General features: G+C 71.8%; 22 protein-coding genes and 1 pseudogene. 9 read left to right on the forward strand and 14 right to left on the reverse strand.

Annotation, left to right across the window (positions count from 1 at the left end):
- Positions 1 to 101: 101 nt before the first annotated feature.
- A complete protein-coding gene (locus tag ACFY7C_RS21840; RefSeq protein ID WP_389653118.1) occupies positions 102 to 1,046 on the forward strand; it encodes a LysR substrate-binding domain-containing protein in 945 nt (314 codons plus the stop codon).
- Here ACFY7C_RS21840 and ACFY7C_RS21845 read toward each other — a convergent pair.
- Genes ACFY7C_RS21845 through ACFY7C_RS21855 form a run of 3 tightly spaced genes read right to left on the reverse strand, consistent with a single transcriptional unit; the run spans position 1,033 to position 4,744 of the window.
- Positions 1,033 to 3,540, reverse strand: a complete 2,508-nt coding sequence (locus tag ACFY7C_RS21845) for an FtsX-like permease family protein (protein ID WP_389653121.1) — start codon at positions 3,538 to 3,540, stop codon at positions 1,033 to 1,035. The two genes, ACFY7C_RS21840 and ACFY7C_RS21845, sit on opposite strands and share 14 nt — an antisense overlap.
- Entirely contained in the window at positions 3,537 to 4,223 is a 687-nt protein-coding gene (locus ACFY7C_RS21850) for an ABC transporter ATP-binding protein (protein ID WP_389653124.1), read from the reverse strand. Before ACFY7C_RS21850 ends, ACFY7C_RS21845 begins: the two co-directional genes overlap by 4 nt.
- Positions 4,220 to 4,744: a PadR family transcriptional regulator gene (locus ACFY7C_RS21855; protein WP_389653127.1), complete on the reverse strand. Its 525-nt coding sequence runs from the start codon at positions 4,742 to 4,744 to the stop codon at positions 4,220 to 4,222. Before ACFY7C_RS21855 ends, ACFY7C_RS21850 begins: the two co-directional genes overlap by 4 nt.
- Before the next feature lie 241 nt (positions 4,745 to 4,985).
- On the opposite strand from ACFY7C_RS21855, the gene ACFY7C_RS21860 reads away from it, so the two are divergent.
- Positions 4,986 to 7,169, forward strand: a complete 2,184-nt coding sequence (locus ACFY7C_RS21860; protein WP_389653130.1) for a transglycosylase domain-containing protein — start codon at positions 4,986 to 4,988, stop codon at positions 7,167 to 7,169.
- 147 nt (positions 7,170 to 7,316) lie between these two features.
- On the opposite strand, the gene ACFY7C_RS21865 is transcribed toward ACFY7C_RS21860, so the two are convergent.
- From ACFY7C_RS21865 to ACFY7C_RS21875, 3 genes are all read right to left on the reverse strand, one after another.
- Positions 7,317 to 9,191, reverse strand: a complete 1,875-nt coding sequence (locus tag ACFY7C_RS21865; RefSeq protein WP_389653133.1) for a SpoIIE family protein phosphatase — start codon at positions 9,189 to 9,191, stop codon at positions 7,317 to 7,319.
- Between the two features lie 300 nt (positions 9,192 to 9,491).
- Positions 9,492 to 10,157 carry a DUF402 domain-containing protein gene (locus tag ACFY7C_RS21870; protein WP_389653137.1) on the reverse strand — a complete coding sequence of 222 codons (666 nt, stop codon included), beginning with the start codon at positions 10,155 to 10,157 and terminating at the stop codon, positions 9,492 to 9,494.
- A gap of 44 nt (positions 10,158 to 10,201) precedes the next feature.
- Positions 10,202 to 11,614: a class II fumarate hydratase gene (locus tag ACFY7C_RS21875; RefSeq protein ID WP_389653140.1), complete on the reverse strand. Its 1,413-nt coding sequence runs from the start codon at positions 11,612 to 11,614 to the stop codon at positions 10,202 to 10,204.
- Positions 11,615 to 11,720: 106 nt separating this feature from the next.
- Between ACFY7C_RS21875 and ACFY7C_RS21880 the strand changes: the two genes are divergently transcribed.
- Entirely contained in the window at positions 11,721 to 13,262 is a 1,542-nt protein-coding gene (locus ACFY7C_RS21880) for a ricin-type beta-trefoil lectin domain protein (RefSeq protein ID WP_389653143.1), read from the forward strand.
- 86 nt (positions 13,263 to 13,348) lie between these two features.
- On the opposite strand, the gene ACFY7C_RS21885 is transcribed toward ACFY7C_RS21880, so the two are convergent.
- Positions 13,349 to 14,017 (reverse strand): lipoprotein, encoded by a 669-nt coding sequence (locus ACFY7C_RS21885; RefSeq protein WP_389653146.1) that lies wholly within the window; start codon positions 14,015 to 14,017, stop codon positions 13,349 to 13,351.
- 96 nt (positions 14,018 to 14,113) lie between these two features.
- Here ACFY7C_RS21885 and ACFY7C_RS21890 point away from each other — a divergent pair, with 96 nt between their 5' ends.
- The gene (locus ACFY7C_RS21890) at positions 14,114 to 14,617 is read left to right on the forward strand and encodes a dirigent protein (RefSeq protein WP_389653149.1); all 504 of its coding nucleotides are present in this window, start codon (positions 14,114 to 14,116) and stop codon (positions 14,615 to 14,617) included.
- 28 nt (positions 14,618 to 14,645) lie between these two features.
- On the opposite strand, the pseudogene ACFY7C_RS21895 reads toward ACFY7C_RS21890, so the two are convergent.
- Positions 14,646 to 15,274 (reverse strand): annotated as a pseudogene (locus ACFY7C_RS21895) (HAD family acid phosphatase).
- 195 nt (positions 15,275 to 15,469) lie between these two features.
- A complete protein-coding gene (locus ACFY7C_RS21900; protein WP_389653153.1) occupies positions 15,470 to 17,140 on the reverse strand; it encodes a fumarate hydratase in 1,671 nt (556 codons plus the stop codon).
- A gap of 209 nt (positions 17,141 to 17,349) precedes the next feature.
- Here ACFY7C_RS21900 and ACFY7C_RS21905 point away from each other — a divergent pair, with 209 nt between their 5' ends.
- The gene (locus tag ACFY7C_RS21905; protein ID WP_389653156.1) at positions 17,350 to 18,072 is read left to right on the forward strand and encodes a DUF1707 domain-containing protein; all 723 of its coding nucleotides are present in this window, start codon (positions 17,350 to 17,352) and stop codon (positions 18,070 to 18,072) included.
- Between the two features lie 202 nt (positions 18,073 to 18,274).
- Positions 18,275 to 18,658 (forward strand): WhiB family transcriptional regulator, encoded by a 384-nt coding sequence (locus ACFY7C_RS21910; protein WP_352078442.1) that lies wholly within the window; start codon positions 18,275 to 18,277, stop codon positions 18,656 to 18,658.
- A 109-nt stretch (positions 18,659 to 18,767) separates the two neighbouring features.
- On the opposite strand, the gene glpX is transcribed toward ACFY7C_RS21910, so the two are convergent.
- A complete protein-coding gene (gene glpX / locus ACFY7C_RS21915) occupies positions 18,768 to 19,799 on the reverse strand; it encodes a class II fructose-bisphosphatase (RefSeq protein ID WP_345485884.1) in 1,032 nt (343 codons plus the stop codon).
- Between the two features lie 133 nt (positions 19,800 to 19,932).
- Between glpX and ACFY7C_RS21920 the strand changes: the two genes are divergently transcribed.
- Positions 19,933 to 20,448 carry a DUF4245 domain-containing protein gene (locus ACFY7C_RS21920; protein ID WP_389654452.1) on the forward strand — a complete coding sequence of 172 codons (516 nt, stop codon included), beginning with the start codon at positions 19,933 to 19,935 and terminating at the stop codon, positions 20,446 to 20,448.
- Positions 20,449 to 20,519: 71 nt separating this feature from the next.
- On the opposite strand, the gene ACFY7C_RS21925 is transcribed toward ACFY7C_RS21920, so the two are convergent.
- The 4 genes from ACFY7C_RS21925 to ACFY7C_RS21940 all read right to left on the reverse strand — a co-directional run bounded on the left by ACFY7C_RS21925 (position 20,520) and on the right by ACFY7C_RS21940 (position 24,304).
- On the reverse strand, positions 20,520 to 21,110 hold the full coding sequence (locus ACFY7C_RS21925) for a malonic semialdehyde reductase (protein ID WP_352078444.1): 591 nt from the start codon (positions 21,108 to 21,110) through the stop codon (positions 20,520 to 20,522).
- A 140-nt stretch (positions 21,111 to 21,250) separates the two neighbouring features.
- The gene (locus ACFY7C_RS21930; protein WP_389653161.1) at positions 21,251 to 21,487 is read right to left on the reverse strand and encodes an exodeoxyribonuclease VII small subunit; all 237 of its coding nucleotides are present in this window, start codon (positions 21,485 to 21,487) and stop codon (positions 21,251 to 21,253) included.
- Between the two features lie 59 nt (positions 21,488 to 21,546).
- Positions 21,547 to 22,794, reverse strand: a complete 1,248-nt coding sequence (gene xseA, locus ACFY7C_RS21935; RefSeq protein WP_389653164.1) for an exodeoxyribonuclease VII large subunit — start codon at positions 22,792 to 22,794, stop codon at positions 21,547 to 21,549.
- A gap of 157 nt (positions 22,795 to 22,951) precedes the next feature.
- Positions 22,952 to 24,304: an APC family permease gene (locus ACFY7C_RS21940; RefSeq protein WP_389653167.1), complete on the reverse strand. Its 1,353-nt coding sequence runs from the start codon at positions 24,302 to 24,304 to the stop codon at positions 22,952 to 22,954.
- 66 nt (positions 24,305 to 24,370) lie between these two features.
- On the opposite strand from ACFY7C_RS21940, the gene ACFY7C_RS21945 reads away from it, so the two are divergent.
- Both ACFY7C_RS21945 and ppgK read left to right on the forward strand, forming a co-directional pair.
- On the forward strand, positions 24,371 to 25,387 hold the full coding sequence (locus ACFY7C_RS21945) for a 4-hydroxy-3-methylbut-2-enyl diphosphate reductase (protein ID WP_389653169.1): 1,017 nt from the start codon (positions 24,371 to 24,373) through the stop codon (positions 25,385 to 25,387).
- Between the two features lie 66 nt (positions 25,388 to 25,453).
- Positions 25,454 to 26,209, forward strand: coding sequence for a polyphosphate--glucose phosphotransferase (gene ppgK, locus ACFY7C_RS21950; RefSeq protein WP_389653172.1), 756 nt, complete (start codon positions 25,454 to 25,456; stop codon positions 26,207 to 26,209).
- Positions 26,210 to 26,242: the final 33 nt, after the last annotated feature.

The following is a 26,242-nucleotide window of genomic DNA, read 5'->3' on the forward strand; positions in this document are numbered from 1 at the left end:
GTTGGACGGATCACATCCTGGCACGGAGTGCATTGATCAGTGAAATAGCTAGACTCGGTCGGGTTGATCGAAGGTGGTTATCAGTGATTCCGGTGCGTCGGGTGAAGCAGCCCAGCCTGTCCCAGCTCAGAGCCTTCGCGGCGGTCGCGGAGCATCTGCACTTCCGTGATGCGGCGGCGGCCATCGGGATGAGTCAGCCGGCGCTTTCGGGCGCGGTTTCGGCTCTCGAAGAGGCACTCGGTGTCCAGTTGCTCGAGCGTACGACGCGGAAGGTGCTGCTCTCGCCGGCGGGGGAGCGGCTCGCGGTGCGGGCGCACGCGGTGCTGGAGGCGGTGGGGGAGCTGATGGAGGAGGCGGAGGCGGCGCAGGCGCCGTTCACGGGGGTGCTGCGGCTCGGGGTGATCCCGACGGTGGCGCCGTATCTGCTGCCGACCGTGCTGCGGCTGGTGCACACGCGGTATCCGGAGCTGGATCTCCAGGTGCACGAGGAGCAGACCTCGTCGCTCCTGGAGGGGCTGAGCGCCGGGCGGCTCGATCTGCTGCTGCTCGCGGTGCCGCTCGGGGTGCCGGGTGTGACCGAACTGCCACTGTTCGACGAGGACTTCGTCCTCGTGACGCCCGAGGGGCATCCGCTGGCCGGGCGCGGGGACATTCCGCGGGAGGCCCTCAGGGAGCTGAAGCTGCTGCTCCTGGACGAGGGGCACTGTCTGCGCGATCAGGCGCTCGACATCTGCCGGGAGGCGGGCCGGACCGAGGGGGCCCCGGTCACCACGACCGCGGCGGGGCTCTCGACGCTGGTGCAGCTGGTGGCGGGCGGCCTGGGCGTGACGCTGCTGCCGCGCACCGCGGTGAAGGTGGAGACCGCCCGTGACTCGGCGCTGTTCACGGGGTATTTCGCGGATCCGGCGCCGTCCCGCCGGGTCGCGCTCGCGATGCGTACGGGAGCGGCCCGCCAGTCCGAGTTCGAGGAACTGGCGGGCTCGCTCCGGGACGCGATGCGGCGGCTGCCCGTGCGGATCCTGGCCGGGGACGCTATTCCGTCCTGAGGCCGTCGGCCCGCATCAGCCGCCACAGCGGCGGCAGGCTGAGCAGGGTGACCAGCAGGATCAGGGCGGCGCCGACCCCGGTGACCGGCAGGAAGGCCCACCAGTCCTCGACCTGCCTGCCGATCATCCGCAGCAGGGCGAGGCCGAGGCCGAGCCCGCCGGCCACCGCCAGGGCGAGGCCCAGGGTGATCGGTACGGCGGTCTGCCACAGCACCGACCAGCCGAGGGTGGTGCGGCGGGTGCCGAAGGCGACGAGCGAGGACAGCAGCCGCTTGCGTTCGCGCAGCTGCTCCAGGGTGGTGACCAGGAGCGAGGCGGCGACCAGCAGCATGGTGAGGGTGGCGCCGACCAGGATGCCGGTGCGGACGCTGGAGAACTGGGCGTCCCGCTCGACGTCCTGCAGGGTCCGCACCCGGGTCAGCGGGTCGAGCGCGGCGACCGTGTTGCGTACGTACTCGTGCGCGTCCGGCACCGTCGGGTCGATGCGGATCATCGCTCCGGCCTCGGGTGAGTCGAGACGGGCGGCGTCGATCGCCTTCGGGGTGGCCATCACGCCGAACCGGACGCGGCCCATGGGGTCGAGGCGCGCGTCGACCGTGCGGGCCGTCTCCGGGATGCGCCAGGTCGGGACCGGTCCGCCCTCGTCGGTGTTCGGGGCGCGCAGGGCGACCGGCGTGCCCGGCCTGGCGGTCTTGGCGACCCATGCGTCGTCGGGTCCCTCCGTGCTGTGGGCGAGGGCGATGAACACGTCCCCGTCGGTGCAGGACGGCAGGTGGGCGAACTCCTTGAGGGAGGCGCAGTCGCCGACGGCGATCGAGGTGATCGGGGCGAAGTCCTCGCCCGCCTTCAGCGGGCCGGGGCGCCACACGTTCGACTCGATGGTGCCGACGACTCCGGTGACGCCCCTCGTCCGGGAGAGCTTCTCGATGGCCCGGCGTGCGTCACCGGCGCTTCTGGCCTCGACCCTGGTCTCCATCTGGGCGCGGGCGGTGTCCATGGTGGTGAGGTGCGTGAAGTCGTGCTGCATGGCCTGGAACAGCATCTGCAGGGCGATCGCTCCGGCCGCGGCGACGACGATGCCGCTGACGGCGCGGGCGGCGGTGCCGCTGCTGAGCTGGAGTCGGCGGGTGGCGAGCTGCCAGGCCACCGGGCCGCCGCGGAGCCGTTTGACCAGGGACTCCACCAGCCAGGGCAGCAGGGTGGTGAGGCCGATGAGGGCGAGGGTGGCGCCGAGGGCGACGCCGGGCATGTTGATCTCGGTGTCGGTGGCCTCCACCTGGCCGACGCTCGGCACGAGCACCGCGGCGCCGGCGAGGAGGAGGACCAGCCGCCAGGCGAGCCGGCGGGGCCTGGGGGTGGCGGTCCTGACCACGCCGAGCGGTTCGATGGCCACGCCGCGCAGGGCGACGACGCTGACCACGACGGCGGCGACGGGCACGATGGCGATGATCAGGGCGGCGAGCCAGGGCACCGGGGACACGTCGGAGGGGAAGGCGTTGACGTCCCAGATCCGCACGGTGCCGGCGAGCTGCCGGGCCAGGGCGAAGAACCCGGCGCCGGCGGCGAGGCCGAGCAGGGCTCCGGCCAGGGACTCGCCGGCCGCGATCCGGCGGGTCATGGCGGTGTCGGCGCCGACCAGGCGGAGCGCGGCGAGCCGCCGGTCGCGCTGCTCTCCGCCGAAGCGGACGGCGGTCGCGATGAAGACCAGGACGGGCAGGAGCAGGACGACGCAGGCGATGACGACGAGGAGCAGGAGGAACGCGTTCATGGGTTCCTCGGGCACGGACCAGCCGTAGTGCTTGCCGCGGCCCTCGTGGCCGTACGCGGCGAGGATGTCGGTGCCCGCGACGTAACGGAGTTCGGCGGGGCCGATCAGGGCCGCGTCGCCGAGGATGCCGATGATCTCGTACGGGAGGCGGTCGCGCAGGAGGGCGCCCTCGGGGGAGGCGAGCAGGTCGCGGAGGGCGGGGGAGACGAGCATCTCGCCGGGCGCGGGCACCTTCGCCGCTCCCGGGGGGACCGCGGGGTGCGGGCCGTCGGGCTGCAGCAGGAGTCCGGTGACGGTGTCGCCGCGGTAGGCCGTGGACTGGTCGGCGTAGCGAAAGGTGTCGGGTCCGGGGCGCGTGACCAGCTCGCTCGCGTCGACGGCGCGGGCGGACTCGCGCACCTCCCGCTGGAACAGCATGTTCGGCATGGAGGCGGCGGCGAGGAGGAGTGCCACGCCGAGGCCGATGCCGGTGGCGGTCAGGGCGGTGCGCAGCCAGCCGCCGCGGCCGCCGGTGACGGCGAAGCGGGCGCCGAGGGCGAGGTCGCGGATCCAGGTGCGGGGGCTCGGCCGGTGTCCTCGGGAGCGGGAACCGGTGCCGGTGTCACCGGCGTGGGTGTCCCAGGTGCGGGTGCCGGTCCCGCTCGTGCCGGTCCCGCTCGTGCCGGTCCCGCTCGCGCCGGTCCCGCCGGCGCTCATGCCCGTGTCGCTCATGCCCGTGTCGCTCATGCCGCCCACTCCGCGTCCCGTACGGAGCCGTCGCGGACCACGATCTCGCGGTCGGAGTAGGCGGCGACCCGGGCCTCGTGGGTGACCAGGACGACGGCCGCGCCGGTGTCGCGGGAGGCGTCGGTGAGCAGGCGCATCACGCGCTCGCCGTTGAGGGAGTCGAGCGCGCCGGTCGGCTCGTCGGCGAAGATCACCCGTGGTGAGGTGACGAGCGCGCGGGCGACCGCGACCCGCTGGCCCTGGCCGCCGGATATCTCGCCGGGGCGCTGGCCGGCGACGTCCTCGACCTCCAGGCGGGCCAGCCAGTCGCGGGCCCGGGACTCGGCGCTGCGGCGCCGCTCGCCGTTCAGGCGGAGGGGCAGGGCGACGTTCTCGGCGCAGGTCAGCTCGGGGACGAGCCGGCCGAACTGGAAGACGAAGCCGAAGTCGGAGCGGCGCAGGGCGCTGCGCTGTCCGTCGCCGAGGGCGGTGAGCTCGCGGCCGTCGTAGTGGATGGTGCCGGCGTCGGGGCGGACGATCCCGGCGAGGCAGTGCAGCAGGGTGGACTTCCCGGATCCGGAGGGCCCCATGACGGCGACGACCTCGCCGGCGCGCAGGGAGAAGTCGGCTCCGGTGAGGGCGGGGGTCGGCCCGTACGCCTTGTCCAACCCGGTCGCCTCGAGGAGCGGTGTGCTGGGGGTCATCGGCGGACCTCCTCGGCGAGCCGGTCGAGGCGGGCGGCGGTCAGCTCGAGCCAGCGCAGGTCGGCTTCCAGGTGGAAGAGGGCGTGGTCGCAGATGAGCTCGTCGGTCAGGTCGCCGTCCCGCTTGCGCCGGGTGAGCTCGCGCATCAGGCGCAGGTGCTCGGCGCGCTGGACGTCGAGCAGCTCGGCGGCGCCGCGTCCGGTGAGCAGTGCGAGGACGACCTTGGTGTAGAGCGTGGACTGGAGGTACGGCTCCGGCTTCTCGGGGGTGGCGAGCCACTGGGCGACGTCGGTGACGCCGGCCTCGGTGATCGCGTACCGCTTGCGGTCGGGGCCGTCGCCGGCCTCGATGCCGTCGACCTCGACGAGGCCGTTCTTCAGGAGCCGGGACATGGTCGAGTAGACCTGCCCGTAGTGCAGGGGCCGGTCGTGGCCGAAGCGCTCGTCGAAGGCGCGCTTGAGGTCGTAGCCGTGGCGCGGGCCGGACTCCAGGAGTCCGAGGAGGGTGTGACCGATGGACATGCCGTCACTGTACACGCGGTGTATACATGCGGTGTATAGCCCTGGTGGCGGCCTGATTGCACCCTTCGAACGGGCGGACTGTGATCGGAAGCACACAACCATCGGGGCCCGTGGAGCGTCGGTTCCGTCGGGGGTGGGTGCTGATTCTCACGCCCGGAAAAGCCGGATGGGTCGCCCTTTGTCGCGATGGGCGGTGTTAGCTTGCTGAGCTGATTCGACGACGAGCGGAGCGAACGAGGACATGGGCCGAACGGGCACGAGCCAGGCGAGGAAGGGCGGCCGCATACGCCGCCTCTTCACCTGGAAGAAACTCCTGGGCACGCTCTTCGTGGGCTGCCTGCTCGCGATGGGCGCCTTCTACGCGCTCTACCTGATGGTCCCCGTGCCCACGGCCAACGCGGACGCCACGCTCCAGAGCAACGTCTACAAGTACGCCAACGGCAAGGTCATGGCCCGCACGGGCAAGATCAACCGTGAGATCGTCGGCCTGGAGAAGGTCCCCGTCGACGTCCAGCGGGCCTTCGTCGCCGCCGAGAACAAGACCTTCTACAAGGACCACGGCGTCGACATCAAGGGCACCTTCCGCGCCGCCTGGAACACCGTCACGGGCAAGGGCAAGCAGGGCGGCTCGACGATCACCCAGCAGTACGTCAAGAACTACTACCTGAGCCAGGACCAGACGGCCACGCGCAAGCTCAAGGAAATGGTCATCGCGCTCAAGGTCGACCAGAACATGTCCAAGCCGGAGATCCTCGCCGGCTACATGAACACCAGCTACTACGGTCGCAACGCCTACGGCATCCAGGCCGCCGCCCAGGCCTACTACGGCGTCGACGCCACCAGGCTCACCGTCGGCCAGGGCGCCTACCTCGCCTCCCTGCTCCAGGCCCCCAGCCAGTACGACTGGACCTCCGCCAGCCCCGACGGCCGCAAGCTCGTCGAGCAGCGCTGGAACTACGTCCTCGACAACATGGTCGAGGAGGGCTGGCTGGACTCCGCGAAGCGCGCCGGCCAGAAGTTCCCCGTCCCGCAGAAGCCCAAGGCCCCCAAGGGCCTCAGCGGCCAGAGCGGCTACATCGTCGAGGCCGCCAACCAGGAGCTGATGCGCCAGGGCGTCAGCGAGGAGGACCTCAAGGCCGGCGGCTGGACGATCACCCTCAACATCGACGAGAAGCGGCAGAAGGCCCTCGTCAAGTCGGTCGACGAGCAGCTGGAGGAGAAGCTCGACCGCAAGGGCGACGAGAAGGACGCCACCGTCCAGGCCGGCGCCACCTCCGTCGACCCGAAGACCGGCGCGATCGTCGCCATGTACGGCGGCGTCGGCGCCACCGAGCACTGGACCAACAACGCCACCCGGCGCGACTACCAGCCCGCCTCGACCTTCAAGCCGATCGTGCTCGCCTCCGCCCTCGACAACGGCGCCGAGACGCAGGACGGCCGCAAGATCGGCCTCGGCACCGTCTACGACGGCACCAGCAAGCGCCCGGTCGTCGGCAGCGACATCCGCTTCGCCCCGGAGAACGAGGACGACCGCAGCTACGGCCCGGTCACCGTCCAGAAGGCCACCAACAGCTCGATCAACTCGGTCTACGCCCAGATGATCGTGGACGTCACCCCCACCAAGGCCAAGCAGACCGCCCTCGCCCTCGGCATGAAGGACGGCGCCGACTTCGGCGTCACCCCGGCGATGTCGCTCGGCGTCATGGGCGCCTCCACCGTGGACATGGCCGGCGCCTACGCCACCCTCGACAACCACGGCGTCAAGGTCACCCCGACCCTGGTGAAGTCCGCCGCGCACAAGCAGCGCACCGCCGAGCCGGTGAAGTCCATCGGCGAGCGGGTCATCAGCCGCGAGGCCGCCGACACCACCACCAAGGCCATGCAGGGCGTCGTCCAGTCCGGCTCCGGCTTCCGGGCCGCCGGTGACTATCAGGCGGCGGGCAAGACCGGCACCTCCGAGAACAACCGCTCGGCCTGGTTCGTCGGCTACACCCCCGAACTGGTCACCGCCGTCGGCCTCTTCGGCGAGGACACCAAGGGCAACCAGGTGACCCTCACCGACACCATCAACCCGGGCCGCGCCAACGGCGGCCGCACTCCGGCGCAGATCTGGGGCGCCTACACCGAGCGGGCGCTCGGCGGCGGCTCGGACACCCCGTTCGACCTGGAGACCGACGGCACCTTCGGCGGCGACACCGTTCCGACGCCGACGCAGACCAGCGGCTCGCCGACGCCCACCGCGACGGCCACCGACGAGACCACCACGCCGCCGCAGCCGCCGACCTCGACGGGCACCACCCCGCCGGAGCCGCCCACGCCGACCGGCACGACCCCGCCGGAGCCGACGCCGACCAGGACGATCGACCCGACGATCCCGCCCATCCCGGACGGTGAAAGCGGCGCGGACAGCCGCCCCGGCGACTGACGTCCGACCGCGACGACGTACGACCGCGACCGACGTCCGACCGCGACGACGTACGACCGCACACACGGCGACGGCCGGGCCCCCACCCAGGGGCCCGGCCGTCTCCGTATGGCGTCACGGGGTTACGGGGTCACGGCGTCACGGAGCTCAGCGCGTGGCCAGCTCGAACCACACCACCTTGCCGCCCGACAGCCGGGTCGCGCCCCACCGGCGGGCCAGCCGGTTCACCAGGAACAGACCGCGCCCGCTCTCGTCGGTGTCCCGCGCCCGCCGCTGCCGGGGCAGCTGCGGTGAGTCGTCGCCGACCTCGCAGCGCAACACGTCCGTACGCAACAGCCGCAGCGTCACCGGACGCTCCGCGTACCGCACCGCGTTGGTCACGACCTCGCTGATCAGCAGCTCGACCGAGTCCGTCAGCTCCTCCAGGTCCCAGCGCGCCAGCGCCCGCCGGGCCAGCCGCCGGGCCCGGCCCGGGGCCGCGTCCTCCGGCTCGAGGAACCAGTACGCCACGTCGCTCGGCGCGATCCCGTCGAAGCGGGCCGCGAGCAGCGCGATGTCGTCGTCCCGGTCGCCAGGACCCAGCATGTCGAGCACGTCGTCGCACAGCGCCTCCAGCGGGGGCGAGTGGTCGGGGCCGGTCAGCTGGGCCGTCGCCGCGAGACGCTCCCGCAGCTGCTCGATCCCGGTCCACACGTCCCGCAGCCGGGACTCCACCAGACCGTCCGTGTACAGCAGCAGCGTGGCCCCGGCCGGCGCGTCCAGCTCCACCGCCTCGAAGTCCACCCCGCCGACGCCGATCGGCGCGCCCGGCGGCACCCGCAGCACCTCGGCCCGGCCGCCCAGGTGCAGCAGTATCGGCGGCGGATGACCCGCGTTGGCGATGGTGATCCGGTGCGAGACCGGGTCGTACACCGCGTACATGCACGTCGCCATCCGGTTCTCGCCGAGCCGCTGCGCCTGCTCGTCCAGGTGGTGCAGCACCTCCTGCGGCGGCAGGTCGAGCCCGGCCAGGGTCTGCGCGGTGGTGCGCAGCTGGCCCATGATCGCCGCCGAGGTCATGGAGTGGCCCATGACGTCGCCGACGACCAGGGCGACCCGGCTGCCGGGCAGCGGGATCGCGTCGTACCAGTCGCCGCCGACCCGGGCCGTCTCGGCCGCGGGCAGATAGCGTGAGGCGAGCCGCACACCGGTCGGCTGCGGCAGCGAGTCCGGCAGCATCGTGCGCTGCAGCTCGTCGGCGATGTAGGCCTCGCGCCCGTACAGCACCGCCTTGTCGATGCCGAGGGCCGTGTGGGTGGCCAACTGGGCGGCGACCAGCAGGTCGTTGGGCTCGAAGCCGGCCCGCTCCGGCCGGCGCAGGAACACGGCCGCGCCGATGACCCGGCGCCGCCCCCGCAGCGGCGCGAGTATCGCCCGCTGTCCGCCGGGCACCGGGTGGCCCGGGCCGAGCAGCTCCGGCAGCGCGGCCCGCGCGGCGGCGGAGTCGCCGGGCACCGGCCGCACCCCGCGCAGCACCTCGGCGAGGGCGCTGCCCGAGCGGACCTCGCACAGCTCCGCGGCCGGCGTCGGGTCCGGGTCCGGGACGAGGACCAGCTCCTCGCCCTCCAGGTCCGTTAACCGCAGCCGGTCGGTGCGGCGCAGCCGCAGCACGAACGGCTCCGCGGGGCGTTCGTCGCCCACCGGCAGCGGGTCGCGCAGATAGACCAGGATCGCGTCGGAGAAGGTCGGCACGGTCGCCCGGCACAGACCGAGGACGATCTCGTCGAGGTCGAGGCCCCGCGCGATCCGCCGGGTCGCCGCGCCCACGAACCGCAGCCGCTCGCCCTCGCGTCGGGCGGCCCCGTCGGCACCGTTCTGACCGCCGCCGCTGCCGCCTCCGGGCGCCGGCGCCGGCGCGGGCACGGCGACGGCTGCCGCCGGCGCTGCCGCTGCCGCCGCCGTCTCCTGACGGGGGCGAGTGCGTTCCTGCGGCCGGGCAGCCATCGCCTTGCGGCCTTCGTGGGAGGTGGGATGCTCCGTCACGCCTGGGATTCCGTCCGTCCGGGCCGGTGGTGCGTTGCACGCGCTCTTCTCGCCGATGCCGCGCCTTCGACGGCCCTAAACCACCGGCACGAGGTCGATGTGGAGGAGGGGGTCTCGGCAGCCGCGCACAGGTCCGGCACTGCTCTCCCCCTCAGAAGCGATCATGGTGACTAGCGTATGACTGGCGGGTGACTCATGGTCAGATCGTGCGCCGTGCCGAGTGTCTGACGTGCGGTCCGATCGGTCGAGTGCTTGCGGAGGACGATCCTACGTTTGCACCCCGGGGGCGCATCAAGGGTCTCATGGTGCGGTGTGCGCCGGGGTGCGATCCCAGTCGGCGGGCAGTTCCGGCACCGGCCAGGCGGGGTCGGGCCGCCAGTCCTCCCAGCCGTCGGAGAACGGCGTCCCCCAGGCCCGGATCACCTCGACGGCCGCGTCACCCGCACGCCTGACCCGGTCCGCCTGCGCGGCGTCCATCAGCCCGGCCCGCTGGGCCTGGGCGAACTCGTCCTCGTCCCGCCACAGCCAGCTGCGGTCGGGGTAGACCGAGATGTCGAGGAAGTGGTCCTCGGAGTCGATGCCGCCGGACCAGCGGGTGCGGGGCTCCTCCAGGTTCACGTACCAGCTGCGGAAGCGCCAGCCCCGCTCCCAGAACAGCCACACCGACCACGGGTCGCCGGGCCGGGCCAGTTTGAGGACGCCGGTGCCGAACCAGCGGGACCGGGCGGTGGTGCGTGCCGCCGTGTACCGGGTGGCCAGCGGCTCCTCGTGCACGGGAGTGCCGTCGGCGAGGACCGGTTTGACGCATTCGGTGCCGGGGGCCATCCAGACCGCGAGGAGTTCCGGGGTGTCCTGGACCACGGTCACCGGGCGGCAGATGTGCACGTCGCCGGTGCCGTTGTCGCGGTAGCGCCAGAGGATCTGATCCCCTGGCGCCCAGTGCTCGGGGCGGCCGGATCCTGTCATGCGCAGATCTTAGGGGTGGGTCCCCGGCACCGCTGCGGCGAAGGTCACGGATGAGTCATGCGCAGGACGTCCAGCGCTTCGTCGAGCTGTTCCGCGGTGAGGTCACCGCGCTCCACGTAGCCCGACTCCAGGACGACCTCCCTGATCGTCTTCCGCTCGGCCAGCGACCTCTTGGCGACCTTGGCGGCCTCCTCGTAACCGATGTACTTGTTCAGCGGGGTGACGACGGACGGCGAGGACTCCGCGTACTCGCGGGCCCGTTCGGCGTTGGCGGTGATCCCGTCGACCGTGCGGTCGGCGAGCAGGCGGGCGGCGTTGGCGAGCAGCCGGACCGACTCCAGGAGGTTCTTGGCCATCACCGGGAGCATCACGTTGAGCTCGAAGTTCCCCGCGGCGCCCGCCACCGCGACGGTGGTGTCGTTTCCGGTCACCTGGGCGGCGACCATGAGGACCGCCTCGGGGATGACCGGGTTCACCTTGCCCGGCATGATCGACGAGCCCGGCTGGAGGTCGGGCAGATTGATCTCGGCCAGTCCGGTGCGCGGTCCGCTCGCCATCCAGCGCAGATCGTTGGCGATCTTCGTGAGCGATACGGCGATGGTCCTGAGCTGCCCGGACGTCTCCACCAGGCCGTCCCTGGCGCCCTGGGCCTCGAAGTGGTCGCGGGCCTCGGTGAAGGGCAGTCCCGTGGTGCGGGCGACCTCGGCGATGACGGCGGCCGAGAAGCCGGGCGGGGTGTTGATGCCGGTGCCCACGGCCGTGCCGCCCAGGGGGAGTTCGGCGAGCCGGGGCAGCGCGGCGCGCAGCCGCTCGATCCCGTACCGGACCTGCGCCGCGTAGCCGCCGAACTCCTGGCCGAGGGTGACCGGGGTGGCGTCCATGAGGTGCGTACGGCCCGACTTCACCACGGTCGCGAATTCGGCTGATTTCCGCTCCAGGGAGGCGGCCAGCCGGTCGAGGGCCGGGATCAGGTCGTGGGTGACGGCGGCGGTGGCGGCGATGTGGATGGAGGAGGGGAAGACGTCGTTGGACGACTGGGAGGCGTTCACATGGTCGTTGGGGTGGACCTCCCGGCCCTCGGGGAGCCGCTCGCCGGCCAGGGTGGCCAGCACCTCGTTGGTGTTCATGTTGGACGAGGTGCCGGAGCCGGTCTGAAAGACGTCCACCGGGAAGTGCTCGTCCCAGCGGCCCTCCGCGACCTCCTCGGCGGCCGACACGATCGCCTCCGCCCGGTCCGCGTCGATCACGCCGAGCTCGGCGTTGACCTTGGCGGCGGCGGCCTTGATACGGGCCAGGGCCTCGATGTGGGCCCGTTCGAGCCGTTGGCCCGAGACGGGGAAGTTCTCCACCGCCCGCTGGGTCTGTGCGCGCCACTTGGCGTGGGCGGGGACCCGGACCTCACCCATGGAGTCGTGCTCGGTCCGGTAGCCGTCGGTGGTGCTGCTGTCGTCGCTCATGTTCGTCAACCTCCGTGAAAAGTTGAGCACTTGTCTTGTTCGACGTATTCCCAAGTCGTTTACCGGCCAGTAAAAACCGTGGGTAACCCCACTTCCAGGAGGCGCAATGACGCGCACCAGGTACAGACTCCGCTGGCCGGTCGCGGCTCTCACCGCTGCCGCGGCGGCCCTCGGCAGCATGACGGCCGCCGCACCCGCCGGCGCGGCCGACACGAGCGCCACGGCCGGAATCACCTCCGCCACCTCCGTACCGCTGCCGCCCGAGCTGGAGGCGATCCGGGCGGCGGAGGCCACCGCGATCTACGGAAGCCCCGAGGAACGCCCGCTCGCCCAGCGCCGGACCGGTCTCATCTCCCTCGGTGACAGCGAGATCTCCGGCGAGGGCGTCGGCACCTACGAGCCGCCGACCAACGGCCCCACCAACTGGTGTCACCGCTCGCCCGACGCCGCCATCCACCGCACCGGCATCCCCGCGGACCTCACCTTCAACGTGTCCTGCTCCGGCGCGTACACCGGCAACATCCGGATCGGCGGCTCGAAGCAGTACGCGGACGAGCTCGTCCAGAGCGACAGCCTGGCCATCAAGGCGCGCAACACCCGCATCAAGATGGTGCTGCTGGTCGCCGGCGCCAACGACGACCTCCAGTTCGGCCCCGTCATGACCGACTGCGTCCAGCGCTATCTGCTCCTCCAGGGCGCCTGCGAGCCGAAGTACGCGCCCGGCTGGCAGGCCCGCGTCGACGGCCTCGTCCCCAAGGTCGAGCAGACCGTGCGCGACCTCAAGGCCGTCATGCGCGACGCCGGATACGCCGACGGCGACTACAAGCTCGTCGTCATGGGCTACCCGAGCCCGATCGGCCCCGACTTCCACGACAACCCGGACTTCCCCGGCAAGCTCGCCTGCGGCGGTCTCGGCTACGACTCCGACACCAAGTGGGGCCGCAACACCGCCGTCCCCGCCTTCGAACGCGGCATGCGCAGGGCGGCGGCCAGCACCGGCGCCGTCTACCTCGACAACTCGCGGCTCTTCCACGGCCACGAGGTCTGCATGGAGGACACCTGGGCCCGGGGCCTCTACATCGACCTCTCCAAGCCCGGCACCCCGGACGAGAACTCCGTCCGCCAGTCCTTCCACCCCAACAAGGGCGGTCACGCCGCCTTCGCGTCCTGCCTCACCCAGCTCTACGGCTCCTCGCTGCGCGAGGCGAGCTGCGCGGACGTGAACTCCTCCGGCAGCCCGGTGCTGTTCCCGTTCGCCTGGGACGACGCCTACAAGCCGCTGAGGAACGCCGCCACCGGCAACTGCCTCGACGTGAACGCGTCCGAGTCCGCCAACGGCACCGCCGTCCTCGGCTGGGACTGCCACGGCGGCCGGAACCAGGGCTGGTGGTACGACTCCGCCCGCCGCACCGTCCACACCGAACTCACCCAGGACCGCTGCCTGGACGTGCCCGGAGCGAACTACCGGGCCGGCACGGCGCTCGTCCTCTGGAACTGCCACGGCGCCGCGAACCAGAAGTTCGTCCGTGACGGAGCCACCCTCCGCCCGGCCGCGGCGACCGGCCTGTGCCTCACCCAGGGCGCGGCGAAGGAACCGATCCGGCTCCAGGGCTGCGACGGCTCGGCGAACCAGCGGTTCACCGCGTAACCGTCCCGCCCGTGCGACTCCGTGGCCCCCGACCGGTGCGGGACGGGGGCCACGGTCCTGCCTCAGGAGACCTTTCGGGAGACCTCTCAGGAGACCTTGAGGGACGTCTTCGCCAGCTCGTACGCCGGCAGCATTCCCTTGTGCTCCTCGGAGTCCAGCCCGCCGAGGTGGACGATGACCACACCCTTCGGGGTGGTGACGGCGAGGGCGCGCTTGTCGCTCGTCTCTTCCATGACCTCGCTGTGGACCGCGTACGTGACCTCGACCGCGGGCAGCGCGCCCGCCTTCACCTCGCGGTAGACGGCTCCCTTGGAGCCCTTCTCCGCCTTGACGAAGGCCTCCAGCGTGCCCCGCGCCGAGCCCTTCGGGGCCGTCCACACCCGAAGGAAGCCGATGTTGCCGGCCGGCTTGGCGTCCACCTCGCAGACCGCCGTGGCCGGACCCTGCCGGTAGAGCCCTTCGAGGAGCTCGGCGACCTCCGGGTCCTCGGGCGCGTCGATCGCCTTCGGCTTCCAGCCCTTGGCGAGCGAGAAGGTGACCGGCAGAACGCAGGCCGTCCCGGCTCCGCCCAGCGCGCCGGCGGGCGCGGCCGCCGGCACGGTGGCAGCGGCGTCCTTCGCGGGGGCGGAGGCCTTGGCGGGACCGGCGGCGGGCGTCTCGACGTCGGCCGCGGGCGTCCCGCAGCCGGTCAGCAGCAGCCCGGCCGCCATCAGGGCGGCGGCGGCCGTCGTACGTATCGGTGCTCTCTGTGGCATGCGCTCATCATCCACGACCGGGTGCGGGCCCCGGGCGGCGGCCGGACAATGGTGGGCGGGCCTCGGGGAAGACCGCCGTCCCACGGGAGGCAGGACATGAACCGCAGCTTCACAAGGGCCGGCGCCCTGGGCGCCGCCACGATCGCGGCCGTCACCTTCGCCGCCACCGCCCCGGCCGCCGCCGCCGACAACGGCAAGAGCTACGACTTCACCCTCTACGCCAAGGAGGTCCCCGCCGCCGGCGGCGAGGAGACCGGCGCGCCGCCCAAGGTCGGCGACGTCTTCACCTTCGCCGAGGACCTCTACCGCACCAAGGGCGGCGAGAAGGTCGGCCGCGACGGGGTGACCTGCGCGGTGGTACGCGGCTCCGCACAGCAGATCGACGTGAACTGCGTCGGCACCTTCGTGCTGAGCGGCGGTCCGGGCGGACAGCTCACCGGCCAGACGCTGACCACCTTCGACCTGTCGGAGGAACAGCCGGCCTCCTTCGACGTCGCCATCACCGGCGGCACCGGCGACTTCAAGGAAGCGCGCGGCTACGTCCGTACGAGCCCCGACGGGGACTACGAGCGGCTGGAGTTCCACGTCACCACGCGCTGAGGCGGTCGCCGCCGGGGAGGGGCGAGCGTCAGGACAGCTTGCCGCCGTAGTCCGGCAGCTTGAAGGCGCGCTCGGCGTGGCCGCCGACCAGGTCGGTGGTGTTGTTGCCGATGTTCGCGATGATCGTGTAGCCCTTGGCCTCGATCTCCGCGCGCTTCTCCGTCTTGTACGCGCTGACCTCGGCGAACAGGTCGGGCAGGGAGCGCACGTACAGCCCGTCGACCGGGTAGCCGGCCTGCTTCAGGTTCCAGTCGGTGAGGGAGTGGATGATCCCCGGGCGGGCGGTCACGAAGAACACGGCCACGCCGCGCTCGTGGGCGTCCCGGACCAGCTCGCGGACCTCGGGGATCGCCGGGGTCGGCAGCTCCCAGAAGGGGTGGAGTCCGTCTCCAGGGAGCTGTTGTCGATGTCGAGGACGATCGCCTGCTTCTGGCGGCCGGCGTCCTCGGCCCGCTCCTCGATGTACGGGCGGGCCTGGGCGACCACGGCCGCCACGTCACGGCGCCAGGTGCCGTAGTCGATGTCGTGGAAGGCGGCGGTCGAGGTGACGTGGGTGTCCGGGTCGGCGGCGGAGGCGGCCGGGGCGGGGACGACGACGAGCAGGGCGGTCAGGCCCAGGGTGGCGGCGGCGGTGGAGGTGGTTTTGGCGGAGGGCATGGGGGGCTCCCGAGTGGTCGACCGGCTCAGTGGTTGACATGCTCGCGGCCAATACTGACCGGTAGGCGACGAGAGGACTACCGGTCGGTAGCCACTTTCTGAGCGGAGACCGACAACGCCCCCCGGTCCGGAGGACCGAGGGGCGTCGAAGGGCCGGCTCGGGGAGCGCTACGGGAGCGCTACGGGAGCCGCGGGTCAGCCGAGACCGGGACCGCGCACCGGGATGTGCGTGAACGTCGGCTCCGGGGCCGGGTTCTGGAAGAAGTCGTTGCCCTTGTCGTCCACCACGATGAACGCGGGGAAGTCCTCGACCTCGATCTTCCAGACCGCCTCCATGCCGAGCTCCTCGTACTCGACGACCTCGACCTTCTTGATGCAGTCCTGCGCCAGGCGGGCCGCCGGGCCGCCGATCGAACCCAGGTAGAAGCCGCCGTGCGCACCGCACGCGTCCGTGACCTGCTTCGATCGGTTGCCCTTGGCCAGCATGACCTTCGAGCCGCCCGCCGCCTGGAACTGCTCCACGTAACTGTCCATGCGGCCGGCCGTCGTCGGGCCGAAGGAGCCGGAGGCGTAACCCTCCGGGGTCTTCGCCGGGCCCGCGTAGTAGACCGGGTGGTCCTTCAGGTACTGCGGCATCTCCTCGCTGGCGTCCAGGCGCTCCTTGATCTTGGCGTGCGCGATGTCGCGCGCCACGACCAGCGGGCCGGTCAGCGACAGGCGGGTCTTCACCGGGTACTTGGTCAGCTCGGCGAGGATCTCGTCCATCGGCTGGTTGAGGTCGATCTTCACGACGTCGCCCGACTCGTCGAGGTGTTCCTCGGTGGTCTCCGGCAGGAAGCGGGCCGGGTCGGTCTCCAGCTGCTCCAGGAAGACGCCCTCGGCGGTGATCTTCGCGACGGCCTGGCGGTCGGCCGAGCAGGACACGGCGATCGCGACGGGCAGCGAGGCGCCGTGGCGCGGCAGGCGGACCACGCGCACGTCGTGACAGAAGTACTTGCCGCCGAACTGCGCGCCGATGCCGATCTTCTGCGTCAGCTCGAAGACCTTCTCCTCCAGCTCCTTGTCGCGGAAGCCGTGGCCGGTGGCGGCGTCGCCCTCGGTCGGCAGCTCGTCCAGGTAGTGCGCCGAGGCGTACTTGGCGGTCTTCAGCGCGAACTCGGCGCTCGTGCCGCCGACGACGATCGCCAGGTGGTACGGCGGGCAGGCCGCGGTGCCGAGCGAACGGATCTTCTCCTCCAGGAACTTCATCATGGAGGCCTCGTTCAGGACCGCCTTGGTCTCCTGGTAGAGGAAGGACTTGTTGGCGGAACCGCCGCCCTTGGCCATGAAGAGGAACTTGTAGGCGCCGCCGTCGGTCGCGTACAGCTCGATCTGCGCGGGCAGGTTCGAGCCGGTGTTCTTCTCCTCCCACATGGTCACCGGGGCCATCTGCGAATAGCGCAGGTTGAGCTTGGTGTAGGCGTCGAAGACGCCCTTCGACAGGGCCTCCTCGTCGCGGCCCTGGGTGAGCACGTTCTGGCCGCGCTTGCCCATGACGATCGCGGTGCCGGTGTCCTGGCACATGGGCAGCACGCCGGCGGCGGCGATGTTCGCGTTCTTGAGGAGGTCGAGCGCCACGAACTTGTCGTTGCTCGACGCCTCGGGGTCGTCGATGATCCTCCGCAGCTGGGCCAGGTGGGCCGGGCGCAGATAGTGCTGGATGTCGTGGATGGCCTCGGCGGCCAGCTTGCGCAGCGCCTCCGGCTCGACCTTGAGGAACGTACGGCCGTCGGCCTCGAAGGTGGAGACGCCTTCGGAGGTCACCAGGCGGTAGGGCGTGGTGTCCTCTCCCAGGGGGAGCAGATCGGAGTACGCAAACTCTGGCATGGGGGCAGCCATTCCTCACTCGGCAGACAGCGGCGCCGCCTCCATTGGCGGCGCGCCGTCCAGCGTAGAACGGCGGCGCCGCGCAGTTCCTGTGAGGTAAGGCTCACTAGGAGCCGGGACCGCGCCGGAATGGCGTGTTCGGCGGGTTGTCCACAGGACACGGGGGCTTCCTCTGGTCGCGATCTATCGCGTTTCGCTAGGCTGGGTCCGTGGACCTCGAGAAGCAGCCCCAGCAGCCGGTCGCGCCCGCCGAGCCCGCCCCTGCCCCGGCCCCCGCGCCCCGGCCCGACGTCGCCGATCCGCAGGGCTCGCTGCGGGCCTCGGACGCCGACCGGGACCGGATCGCGGACATCCTCAGGGACGCCCTGGCCGAGGGGCGGATCGATCCCGAGGAGCACTCGGACCGGATCGACGCGGTCTACCGCGCCAAGACGGTGGGCGAGCTGGAGCCGATCGTGCGGGACCTGCCCGCCTCCGGGACCGGCCCGTCGCCCGCGCCGGCCCCGCTGTACGGCCCCGAGGACCCCGAGGGCCCCGCCGACACGATGGTCGCCGTCTTCTCCGCCTCCACCCGCAAGGGCCGCTGGCGGGTGGGCCGCAGGACCAACGCCTTCTCGCTCTTCGGCAGCATCGAGATCGACCTGACCGAGGCGATCTTCGCCCAGCGCCTCACCACCATCAACGCCACCTCGATCTTCGGCAACGTCGAGGTCCGCGTCCCCGAGAACGTCACCCTGCGCGGCAGCGGCACCGGCGTCTTCGGCAACTTCGAGGTCGTGACCCTGGAGGGCGCCGACCCGCAGGCCCCGGTCGTGGTCGTCAACGGCTACGCGATCTTCGGGAACGTGGAGGCCAGGCCCCGGCGCGGGAAGTGGGTCACCGACCTCCAGAACCGGGTTCAGGACAAGTTCCGTAAGCATCTCGGCCACTGAGCGGCCCGACGGGCGACACCCTGAGCGCCCCCCGAGCGACCTGCGAACAGCCGGGGAACTGCGGTCCGGCCGGTGACCGGAATTCGCCGCACGGTGTCCGCGCTGCGGACCGCGGCGGCACGCGGAGTGCATAGGCGCGCGCACAGCGGGTAAGGCTGGGGCATCGTCGCTCGCCCGCGGAAGCCGTCGTCAGGAGTAGACCGTGCTGCACACGCCGCATCAGCCCCTCCGGGTCGCCGCCGCCGTGCCGCCCCAGCGCATCCCCGCTCGGGAGGACGAGGCCGGTCCCTGGCACACGGAGGCGGTGTGCCGGAGGGACGAGGCCGGACTCTTCTTCGCCCCCTCCAAGGAGCCCACCGCCGCCCGGCTCTCCCGCGAGGAGGCCGCCAAGCGGGTCTGCGCCCGTTGCCCCGTGATGGTCGAGTGCCGCGAGCACGCGCTGCTCCAGCCGGAGCCGTACGGAGTCTGGGGCGGCCTGACCGCCGCCGAGCGCCGTGTCGTGCTGGCCCGGCGCCGCCGGCGGGACGTCGAGCTGCGCAAGGCCGCGGCCGCCGAGCGTGCCGAGCGGATCGCCAAGGCCGGCTGACCGGCGGATCGCCGAGGCCGGCCGAAAGACGGCCGACGGGTCCCGCCGCCCGTACGGGAAGGGGCGCCCCCACCGCACATGGGGGCGCCCCTCTTCGTTTCGCGGCGGGCTACTTCGCCCGGTCGAAGTCGATCTTGCTGTAGGCGCGCAGCTTCGCCAGCCGGTGCGTGGAGTCGATCTGGCGGATCGTGCCGGACTTCGAGCGCATGACCAGGGACTGGGTGGTCGCCGTCTCGGAGCGGTAGCGCACGCCGCGCAGCAGCTCGCCGTCGGTGATGCCGGTGGCGACGAAGAACACGTTGTCGCCGGAGACCAGGTCGTGGGTGGTGAGCACCCGGTCCAGGTCGTGACCGGCGTCGAGGGCCTTCTGGCGCTCGGCCTCGTCCTTGGGCCACAGCTTGCCCTGGATGACACCGCCCAGGCACTTTATGGCGCAGGCCGAGATGATGCCCTCGGGCGTGCCGCCGATGCCCATCAGCAGGTCGACGCCGGTGCCCTCGCGGGCGGCCATGATGGAGCCGGCCACGTCGCCGTCGGAGATAAACTTGATCCGGGCGCCGGTCTCGCGGATCTCCTTGACGATGCCCTCGTGACGCGGCCGGTCCAGGATGACCACGGTGACGTCCTCGGCCGTCATGCCCTTGGCCTTGGCGACCCGGCGGATGTTGACCGAGACGGGCGCGTTGATGTCGACGAAGTCGGCGGCCTCCGGGCCGGTGACCAGCTTGTCCATGTAGAAGACCGCGGACGGGTCGAACATCGCGCCGCGGTCGGCGGCGGCCATGACGGCGATCGCGTTCGGCATGCCCTTGGCGTTGAGCGTGGTGCCGTCGATCGGGTCGACGGCGATGTCGACCTCCGCGCCGGTGCCGTCACCGACCCGCTCCCCGTTGAACAGCATGGGGGCTTCGTCCTTCTCGCCCTCGCCGATGACGACGACGCCGTTCATCGAGACGGTGGAGATCAGGGTCCGCATGGCGTTGACCGCAGCGCCGTCCGCGCCGATCTTGTCACCACGACCGACCCAGCGGCCGGCGGCCATGGCGGCGGCCTCCGTGACGCGGACCAGTTCGAGGGCGAGGTTGCGGTCGGGGGCCTCGGGGGAGACCTCCAGCTCGGGCGGCAAGTGGTGCTCGGTCATCGGAGCGCACCTTTCTGTACGGCGACGGCCGGGAAAAGAGGGTGATGCGACTCTATCGCCAGCCCGACATATTGAGCAGAGGGGCCCACGTATGAGCACACCCCCATGATGCGACCATGGGGGCGTGGCAGGTATGCGAGGCAGGCAGACGGTACGCGGGATGTTCCAGTCCCTCGCGGTGATCATGGTCGCCGCGGGCGTGATGTATCTCTTCATCCCGCACGACGAGAACGCGAACCCGGTCCAGGCGAAGGACTACCGGGTCGAGCTGCTGACGGCCCAGCGGGCGGCGCCGTATCCGGTGCTGGCCCCGGAGGGCCTCGGCGAGGACTGGAAGGCGACGGTCGTCTCGTACAAGCGCGAGGACCACAACGCCTGGCGGCTGGGCTTCCTGGACCCGGACACCCAGTACGTGGCGGTGAACCAGTCGACCGAGGACCCGCGGAAGTACGTCCCCGAGGTCACCCTCCAGGCGAAGAACTCCGGGAAGACCCAGACGGTCGCCGGGCAGGTGTGGCAGCGCTGGGAGGGGCCGAAGTACGACGCCCTGGTGCGCTCCGAGGGCGGGGCGACGACCGTGGTGACCGGCACGGCGTCCTTCGAGCGGCTCGCGCAGATGGCGGGCGCGCTCCAGGCGAAGAAGGCGTGAAGCGGTCCCCCCTCCGCCGGACGTGACAAGGGCCCCGGTGCGGGATGCACCGGGGCCCTTCTCCGTACGCGTCAGACGGTGGTGATGACCTCGTCGAAGGCCAGGCGCGGGGAGCGGGGGAACCAGGCGTCCTCGCCCGGCTTGCCGATGTTGACCACCATCAGCGGGGTGTGGTCGTCGTCCAGGAACTCCTTCTGGACGCCGGCGAAGTCGAGGCCCGTCATCGGGCCGGCGGCCAGACCGGCGGCGCGGACGCCGACGATGAAGTAGGCGGCCTGGAGGGCGGCGTTCAGCAGCGCGGACTGCTCGCGGACCGGGCGCTCGGCGAAGAACATGTCCTTGGCCTGCGGGAAGTGCGGGAGCAGGGCCGGCAGCTCCTCGTGGAACTCGTTGTCCGCGGAGAGGATCGCGACCAGCGGGGCGGCCTTGGTCTTGGCCTGGTTGCCCTCGGCCATGTGCGCCACCAGGCGCTCGCGGGCCTCGGGGGAGCGGACCAGCGTGATGCGCAGCGGGCTCTGGTTGAAGGCCGTCGGGCCGTACTTGACCAGGTCGTAGATCGCCTGGACCTGCTCGTCGGTCACCGGCTCGTCGGTGAACGTGTTGGCAGTGCGGGCCTCACGGAAGAGGAGGTCCTGGGCGGCGGGGTCAAGGGCGAGAGACATGCTGCGTACCTTCCGAACTGCGGGGGTCGCCCGTCGGGGGGATCGAGCGATGTCACGACAGTACGCCCGCAGTAGGTGAAGTTTCAACTAAACTAACCGGATGGTGATCCGGTTCACAGCCTGCCCTGTCTGACCTGCTGCTATTCGGCCTCGTCGGCCGCCTCCGCCGCCCGCTCGGCGGCCAGCGACGCGTCCAGCCGCGCCCGCGCCCCCTCCAGCCAGTGCCGGCACACCTTCGCCAGCTCCTCCCCCCGCTCCCAGAGCGCCAGCGACTCCTCCAGGGTCGTCCCGCCCGCCTCCAGACGCCGGACGACCTCGATGAGCTCGTCGCGCGCCTGCTCGTAACCGAGAGCGGTCTCTTCCGTGCCGGCTGCCATGCCGTCCTCCATGATCGTTCTTCGTCTTCCGTACGGGCGGGGGGTGGGGGAGGGGCGGATCAGACCGGATCCGGGTCCAGATCCGGGTCCGGGTCCGGGTCGGCCACGCGGCGCACCGTGAACTCGCCCGCGGCGACCCGGGCCCGCAGCCGCTCGTCCGCCCCGACCTCCTCCGGATCCCGCACCACCGAGCCGTCCGCCCGCTGCAGCACCGCGTACCCCCGCTCCATCGTCGCCGCCGGCGACAGCGCCCGGACCCGCGCCCGGGTGTGCGACAGCTCCGAGTCGGCCCGGTCGAGGAGATGCCCCAGGGTCCGCCGGCTCCGGGCCAGCAGCGCGTCGAGCTCGTCCTCGCGGACCTCCACCATCCGCTGCGGGTGCTCCATCACCGGCCGGGCCAGCGCGTGCGCGAGGCCCCGCTCCTCCCGGTCGAGGAGACCGCGCACACAGCGCAGCGCCCGGTCCCGCAGCCCCCGCACCCGCTCCAGCTCCTCGCCCACGTCCGGGACCACCTTCTTGGCCGCGTCCGTGGGCGTCGACGCCCGCAGGTCCGCGACCAGGTCGAGCAGCGGCGAGTCCGGCTCGTGGCCGATCGCCGACACCACCGGCGTACGGCAGTCGGCGACCGCGCGGATCAGCTGCTCGTCCGAGAACGGCAGCAGGTCCTCGACGCTGCCGCCGCCCCGGGCCACGACGATCACGTCCACGTCGTCGTGCGCGTCCAGCTCCTTCACGGCCTGGATCACCTGCGGCACGGCCTTCACGCCCTGCACCGCCACGTTCCGCACCTCGAACCGGACGGCGGGCCAGCGCCGCCGCGCGTTCTCCAGGACGTCCCGCTCGGCGGCCGAGGCCCGGCCCGAGACCAGGCCGACCAGCTGCGGCAGGAACGGCAGCGGCTTCTTGCGGTCCAGCGCGAACAGGCCCTCGGCGGCGAGGGTCCGCTTCAGCTGCTCCAGCCGGGCGAGCAGCTCCCCGATACCGACGGGCCTTATCTCGGCCGCCCGCAGCGACAGCTGCCCGCGCGGCGCGTACCACTCCGGCTTGGCGTGCACCACCACCCGGGCACCCTCCGAGACGACGTCGGCGACGGCGTCGAAGACCTGGCGATAGCACGTGACGTTGATCGAGATGTCGTACGAGGGATCCCGCAGCGTCAGGAACACGACACCGGCCCCCGGCCGCCGCGACAGCTGCGTGATCTGCCCCTCGACCCAGACGGCCCCCAACCGGTCGATCCACCCCCCGATGAGCCGGGAGACCTCTCCGACGGGCAGCGGCGCTTCCGCGGACGTGTTCAGACCCATGCGCCGAGCGTAACGGGCGGGTCCGACACAACGGCCCGTCGGGCGCGGCCCGCGCGCCGACGGGGCGGGGCCCGGCGAGGCCGGGAGGTACGGGAGAGCGCCGGAAGCGCGGACGGCTCGCCGCGCGGGCCATGCGCGTACGGATTCCGCTACGGCGTCACGGCGTCGGCCGCCGCATCCCCTGCAGCGCCAGGACCACGAGCCCGACGCCCAGCCAGACCACGCCCACCACCTGCGCCGAAGGCGCCGCCTCCACGATCACGGCGACCAGGATGGCCGCGCCGACCGCCGGGGCCACCAGATGGGGCAGCCAGCGCGGCGGCCCCGCCATGCGGCGTACCGCGAACCAGCCGATCACGCTCGCGTGCAGCAGCACGAAGGCCGTCAGGGCGCCGATGTCCACGACCGACACCAGGTGGTCGAGCCCGTCGTCACGGCGGGCCGCCCACACCGCGGCGACCATCGTCACCGTCGCCGACACCAGCAGCGCCACCCGGGGCACGCCCGAGTCCGTACGGGCCAGGACGTGCGGGAGACGCCGGTCGCGGCCCATCGCGAAGAGGAGCCGTCCGCCCGCCGCCTGGCCGGCCAGAGCCGCGAAGGCCGCGCCGATCGCCTTCGAGACGGCGACCAGGTCGTGCAGCCAGTCGCCGACGGCCGAGTCCACCGCGTCGTAGAAGGCGGAGCCCTGCGCCGACGGGTTCGCCGCGAGCTCCGCCGAGGAGACCGGCTCGAGCAGCGCCACCAGCCAGGTCTGCGCCACGAACAGCACCCCCGCGAGCGCCAGACAGAACAGCACCGCCCGCGCCACCTTGGCGGAGCCCCCCGTCACCTCCTCCGCGAAGGACGCGATCGCGTCGAAGCCCAGATACGACAGGACCGCCACCGACACCGCCCCGAGGACCGCCGCCGCCGAGAACCCGGCGTCGCCCGTGAGCGGCGACCACCAGTCGCGCCGCGCCCCGTCCCGCACGAGCACCACGATCGCGGACACCACGAAGACCAGCAGCACCACGATCTCCATGGCGAGCACCGCGAAGCCGACCCGGGCGGCCGCCCGGACGCCCCACAGGTTGAGCAGGGTCGTGACGACGACCGCGATCCCCGTCCACACCCACCGGTCCACCGCGGGGACGAGCGCCTCCATCGCGATGCCGGCGAAGAGGTACGCGACCGCCGGGATGAGGAGGTAGTCGAGCATCGCCATCCAGCCGGCGACGAAGCCCGGCCCCTCGCCCAGCGCCGTCCGCGCGTACGTGAAGACGGACCCGGCCCGCGGCGCGACCCGCACCATCTGCGCGTAACTGAAGGCGGTGAACGCCATGGCGACCGTCGCCACCACGTACACGAGGGCGACGGCCCCGTGCGACTTGGCGTCCAGCGTGCCGAAGACGCCGACCGGGGCCATCGGGGCGATGAACAGCAGCCCGTACACGACCAGATCCCGGAACCCGAGATTTCGCCGGAGCCCCTCGTGCTCGGCCTCCGCCACCTGCGCTTCCTCAGCCATGGCGTCAGTCTCGGTGACGGCACCGCTCGATCGGCCGATCAAAACGCCGACCGGCCCGGCCTTACGATGGGACGCATGACTGCAACGCCCGCGTCGACGCCCGCGACGAACCGCCCGAAGCGTGTCCTGCTCGCCGCTCCCCGCGGATACTGCGCGGGCGTGGACCGCGCCGTGATCGCGGTGGAGAAGGCCCTGGAGCAGTACGGGGCCCCGATCTACGTCCGGCACGAGATCGTCCACAACAAGTACGTCGTGCAGACCCTGGAACGGAAGGGCGCGATCTTCGTCGACCAGGCGACCGAGGTGCCGCCGGGCAACATCGTGATGTTCTCCGCGCACGGCGTCGCCCCGACCGTCCACGAGGAGGCCCGCCAGGGCCGCCTGAAGACGATCGACGCGACCTGCCCCCTGGTCACCAAGGTCCACAAGGAGGCCGTCCGGTTCGCCAACGAGGACTTCGACATCCTCCTCATCGGCCACGAGGGCCACGAGGAGGTCATCGGCACCTCCGGCGAGGCCCCCGACCACATCCAGCTCGTCGACGGCCCCGAGGACGTCGCCAAGGTCGAGGTCCGCGACCCGTCCCGGGTCGTCTGGCTCTCCCAGACCACGCTGTCCGTCGACGAGACGATGGAGACGGTGGACGCGCTGAAGGAGAAGTTCCCGCAGCTCATCTCGCCGCCGTCCGACGACATCTGCTACGCCACGCAGAACCGCCAGCTGGCCATCAAGGAGCTGGCCGGCCAGGCCGAGCTCGTCATCGTGGTGGGCTCCAAGAACTCCTCGAACTCGCAGCGCATGGTCGACGTCGCCAAGCAGGCCGGCGCCCCCGCCGCGTACCTGGTCGACTTCGCCAGCGAGATCGACGAGACCTGGCTCGACGGCGTCACCAGCGTCGGCCTCTCCTCCGGCGCCTCCGTCCCGGACGTGCTGGTCCAGGAGGTCCTGGAGTGGCTGTCCGAGCGCGGCTACGTGGACGTGGAGCTGGTCAAGACCGCCGACGAGTCGCTCACCTTCTCGCTGCCCAAGGAGCTCCGCAACAAGGACCTCAGGGCCGAGGCGGAGAACCTCCTCAAGGGCTGAGCGACGCCCGGGAGTGATTCTCCCGACCTTCGAGGAGCGAGGGGCGTCCACCCGTACGGTGGTTCCATGAACGTCTTCGGAGTGGACATCGGCGGATCGGGCATCAAGGGCGCCCCCGTGGACCTCGACCGCGGCGACCTGACCGAACCGCGACACAAGGTACTCACCCCGCAGCCCGCGACACCTGAGGGTGTCGTGGGCTGCGTCGTCGAGGTCGTACGAAACTTCGGCTGGTCAGGGCCGGTCGGCGTCACCTTCCCCGGGGTGGTGACCGGCTCCACGATCCGCACGGCGGCCAACGTGGACAAGGGCTGGATCGGCGTCGACGCGGGCCGGATGATCGGCGAGCAGCTCGGCGGGCTTCCGGTGACGGTGCTGAACGACGCCGACGCGGCCGGCATCGCCGAGATGTCCTTCGGCGCCGGCCGGGGCCGCAAGGGCACCGTCATCGTGCTGACCCTCGGCACCGGCATCGGCTCCGCCGTCTTCACCGGCGGCAGGCTGCTGGCGAACACCGAACTCGGCCACCTGGAACTCAAGGGCCACGACGCCGAGAAGCGCGCCTCGGCGAAGGCACGCGAGGACGAGGAGCTGACCTGGGAGCACTGGGCGACCAAGCGGCTGCAGAAGTACCTGGCGCACGTGGAGATGCTGTTCTCCCCCGAGCTCTTCATCATCGGCGGCGGCGTCAGCCGCAAGGCGGACAAGTTCCTGCCGCTGATCGAGGGCATCCGGGCCGAGATCGTCCCGGCGGAGCTCCAGAACAACGCGGGGATCGTGGGCGCGGCGATGGCGGCGCGGGCGGCCGGGGGAGCGGGCTAGACCGGCCGGGGGAGTGGGACGGGCCGAGGGGGC

Source organism: Streptomyces sp. NPDC012769, assembly GCF_042901205.1.
Lineage (GTDB): Bacteria > Actinomycetota > Actinomycetes > Streptomycetales > Streptomycetaceae > Streptomyces.

Excerpts from the sequence above, each read along its gene's own strand:
- ACFY7C_RS21845 (WP_389653121.1), bottom strand. The coding sequence starts at position 3,540 with ATGAGCGACACGGGCATGAGCGACACGGGCATGAGCGCCGGCGGGACC.
- ACFY7C_RS21850 (WP_389653124.1), bottom strand. The coding sequence starts at position 4,223 with ATGACCCCCAGCACACCGCTCCTCGAGGCGACCGGGTTGGACAAGGCG.
- ACFY7C_RS21855 (WP_389653127.1), bottom strand. The coding sequence starts at position 4,744 with ATGTCCATCGGTCACACCCTCCTCGGACTCCTGGAGTCCGGCCCGCGC.
- ACFY7C_RS21860 (WP_389653130.1), top strand. The coding sequence starts at position 4,986 with ATGGGCCGAACGGGCACGAGCCAGGCGAGGAAGGGCGGCCGCATACGC.
- ACFY7C_RS21870 (WP_389653137.1), bottom strand. The coding sequence starts at position 10,157 with ATGACAGGATCCGGCCGCCCCGAGCACTGGGCGCCAGGGGATCAGATC.
- ACFY7C_RS21875 (WP_389653140.1), bottom strand. The coding sequence starts at position 11,614 with ATGAGCGACGACAGCAGCACCACCGACGGCTACCGGACCGAGCACGAC.
- ACFY7C_RS21880 (WP_389653143.1), top strand. The coding sequence starts at position 11,721 with ATGACGCGCACCAGGTACAGACTCCGCTGGCCGGTCGCGGCTCTCACC.
- ACFY7C_RS21885 (WP_389653146.1), bottom strand. The coding sequence starts at position 14,017 with ATGCCACAGAGAGCACCGATACGTACGACGGCCGCCGCCGCCCTGATG.
- ACFY7C_RS21890 (WP_389653149.1), top strand. The coding sequence starts at position 14,114 with ATGAACCGCAGCTTCACAAGGGCCGGCGCCCTGGGCGCCGCCACGATC.
- ACFY7C_RS21900 (WP_389653153.1), bottom strand. The coding sequence starts at position 17,140 with ATGCCAGAGTTTGCGTACTCCGATCTGCTCCCCCTGGGAGAGGACACC.
- glpX (WP_345485884.1), bottom strand. The coding sequence starts at position 19,799 with ATGACCGAGCACCACTTGCCGCCCGAGCTGGAGGTCTCCCCCGAGGCC.
- ACFY7C_RS21920 (WP_389654452.1), top strand. The coding sequence starts at position 19,933 with ATGCGAGGCAGGCAGACGGTACGCGGGATGTTCCAGTCCCTCGCGGTG.
- ACFY7C_RS21925 (WP_352078444.1), bottom strand. The coding sequence starts at position 21,110 with ATGTCTCTCGCCCTTGACCCCGCCGCCCAGGACCTCCTCTTCCGTGAG.
- ACFY7C_RS21930 (WP_389653161.1), bottom strand. The coding sequence starts at position 21,487 with ATGGCAGCCGGCACGGAAGAGACCGCTCTCGGTTACGAGCAGGCGCGC.
- xseA (WP_389653164.1), bottom strand. The coding sequence starts at position 22,794 with ATGGGTCTGAACACGTCCGCGGAAGCGCCGCTGCCCGTCGGAGAGGTC.
- ACFY7C_RS21940 (WP_389653167.1), bottom strand. The coding sequence starts at position 24,304 with ATGGCTGAGGAAGCGCAGGTGGCGGAGGCCGAGCACGAGGGGCTCCGG.
- ACFY7C_RS21945 (WP_389653169.1), top strand. The coding sequence starts at position 24,371 with ATGGGACGCATGACTGCAACGCCCGCGTCGACGCCCGCGACGAACCGC.
- ppgK (WP_389653172.1), top strand. The coding sequence starts at position 25,454 with ATGAACGTCTTCGGAGTGGACATCGGCGGATCGGGCATCAAGGGCGCC.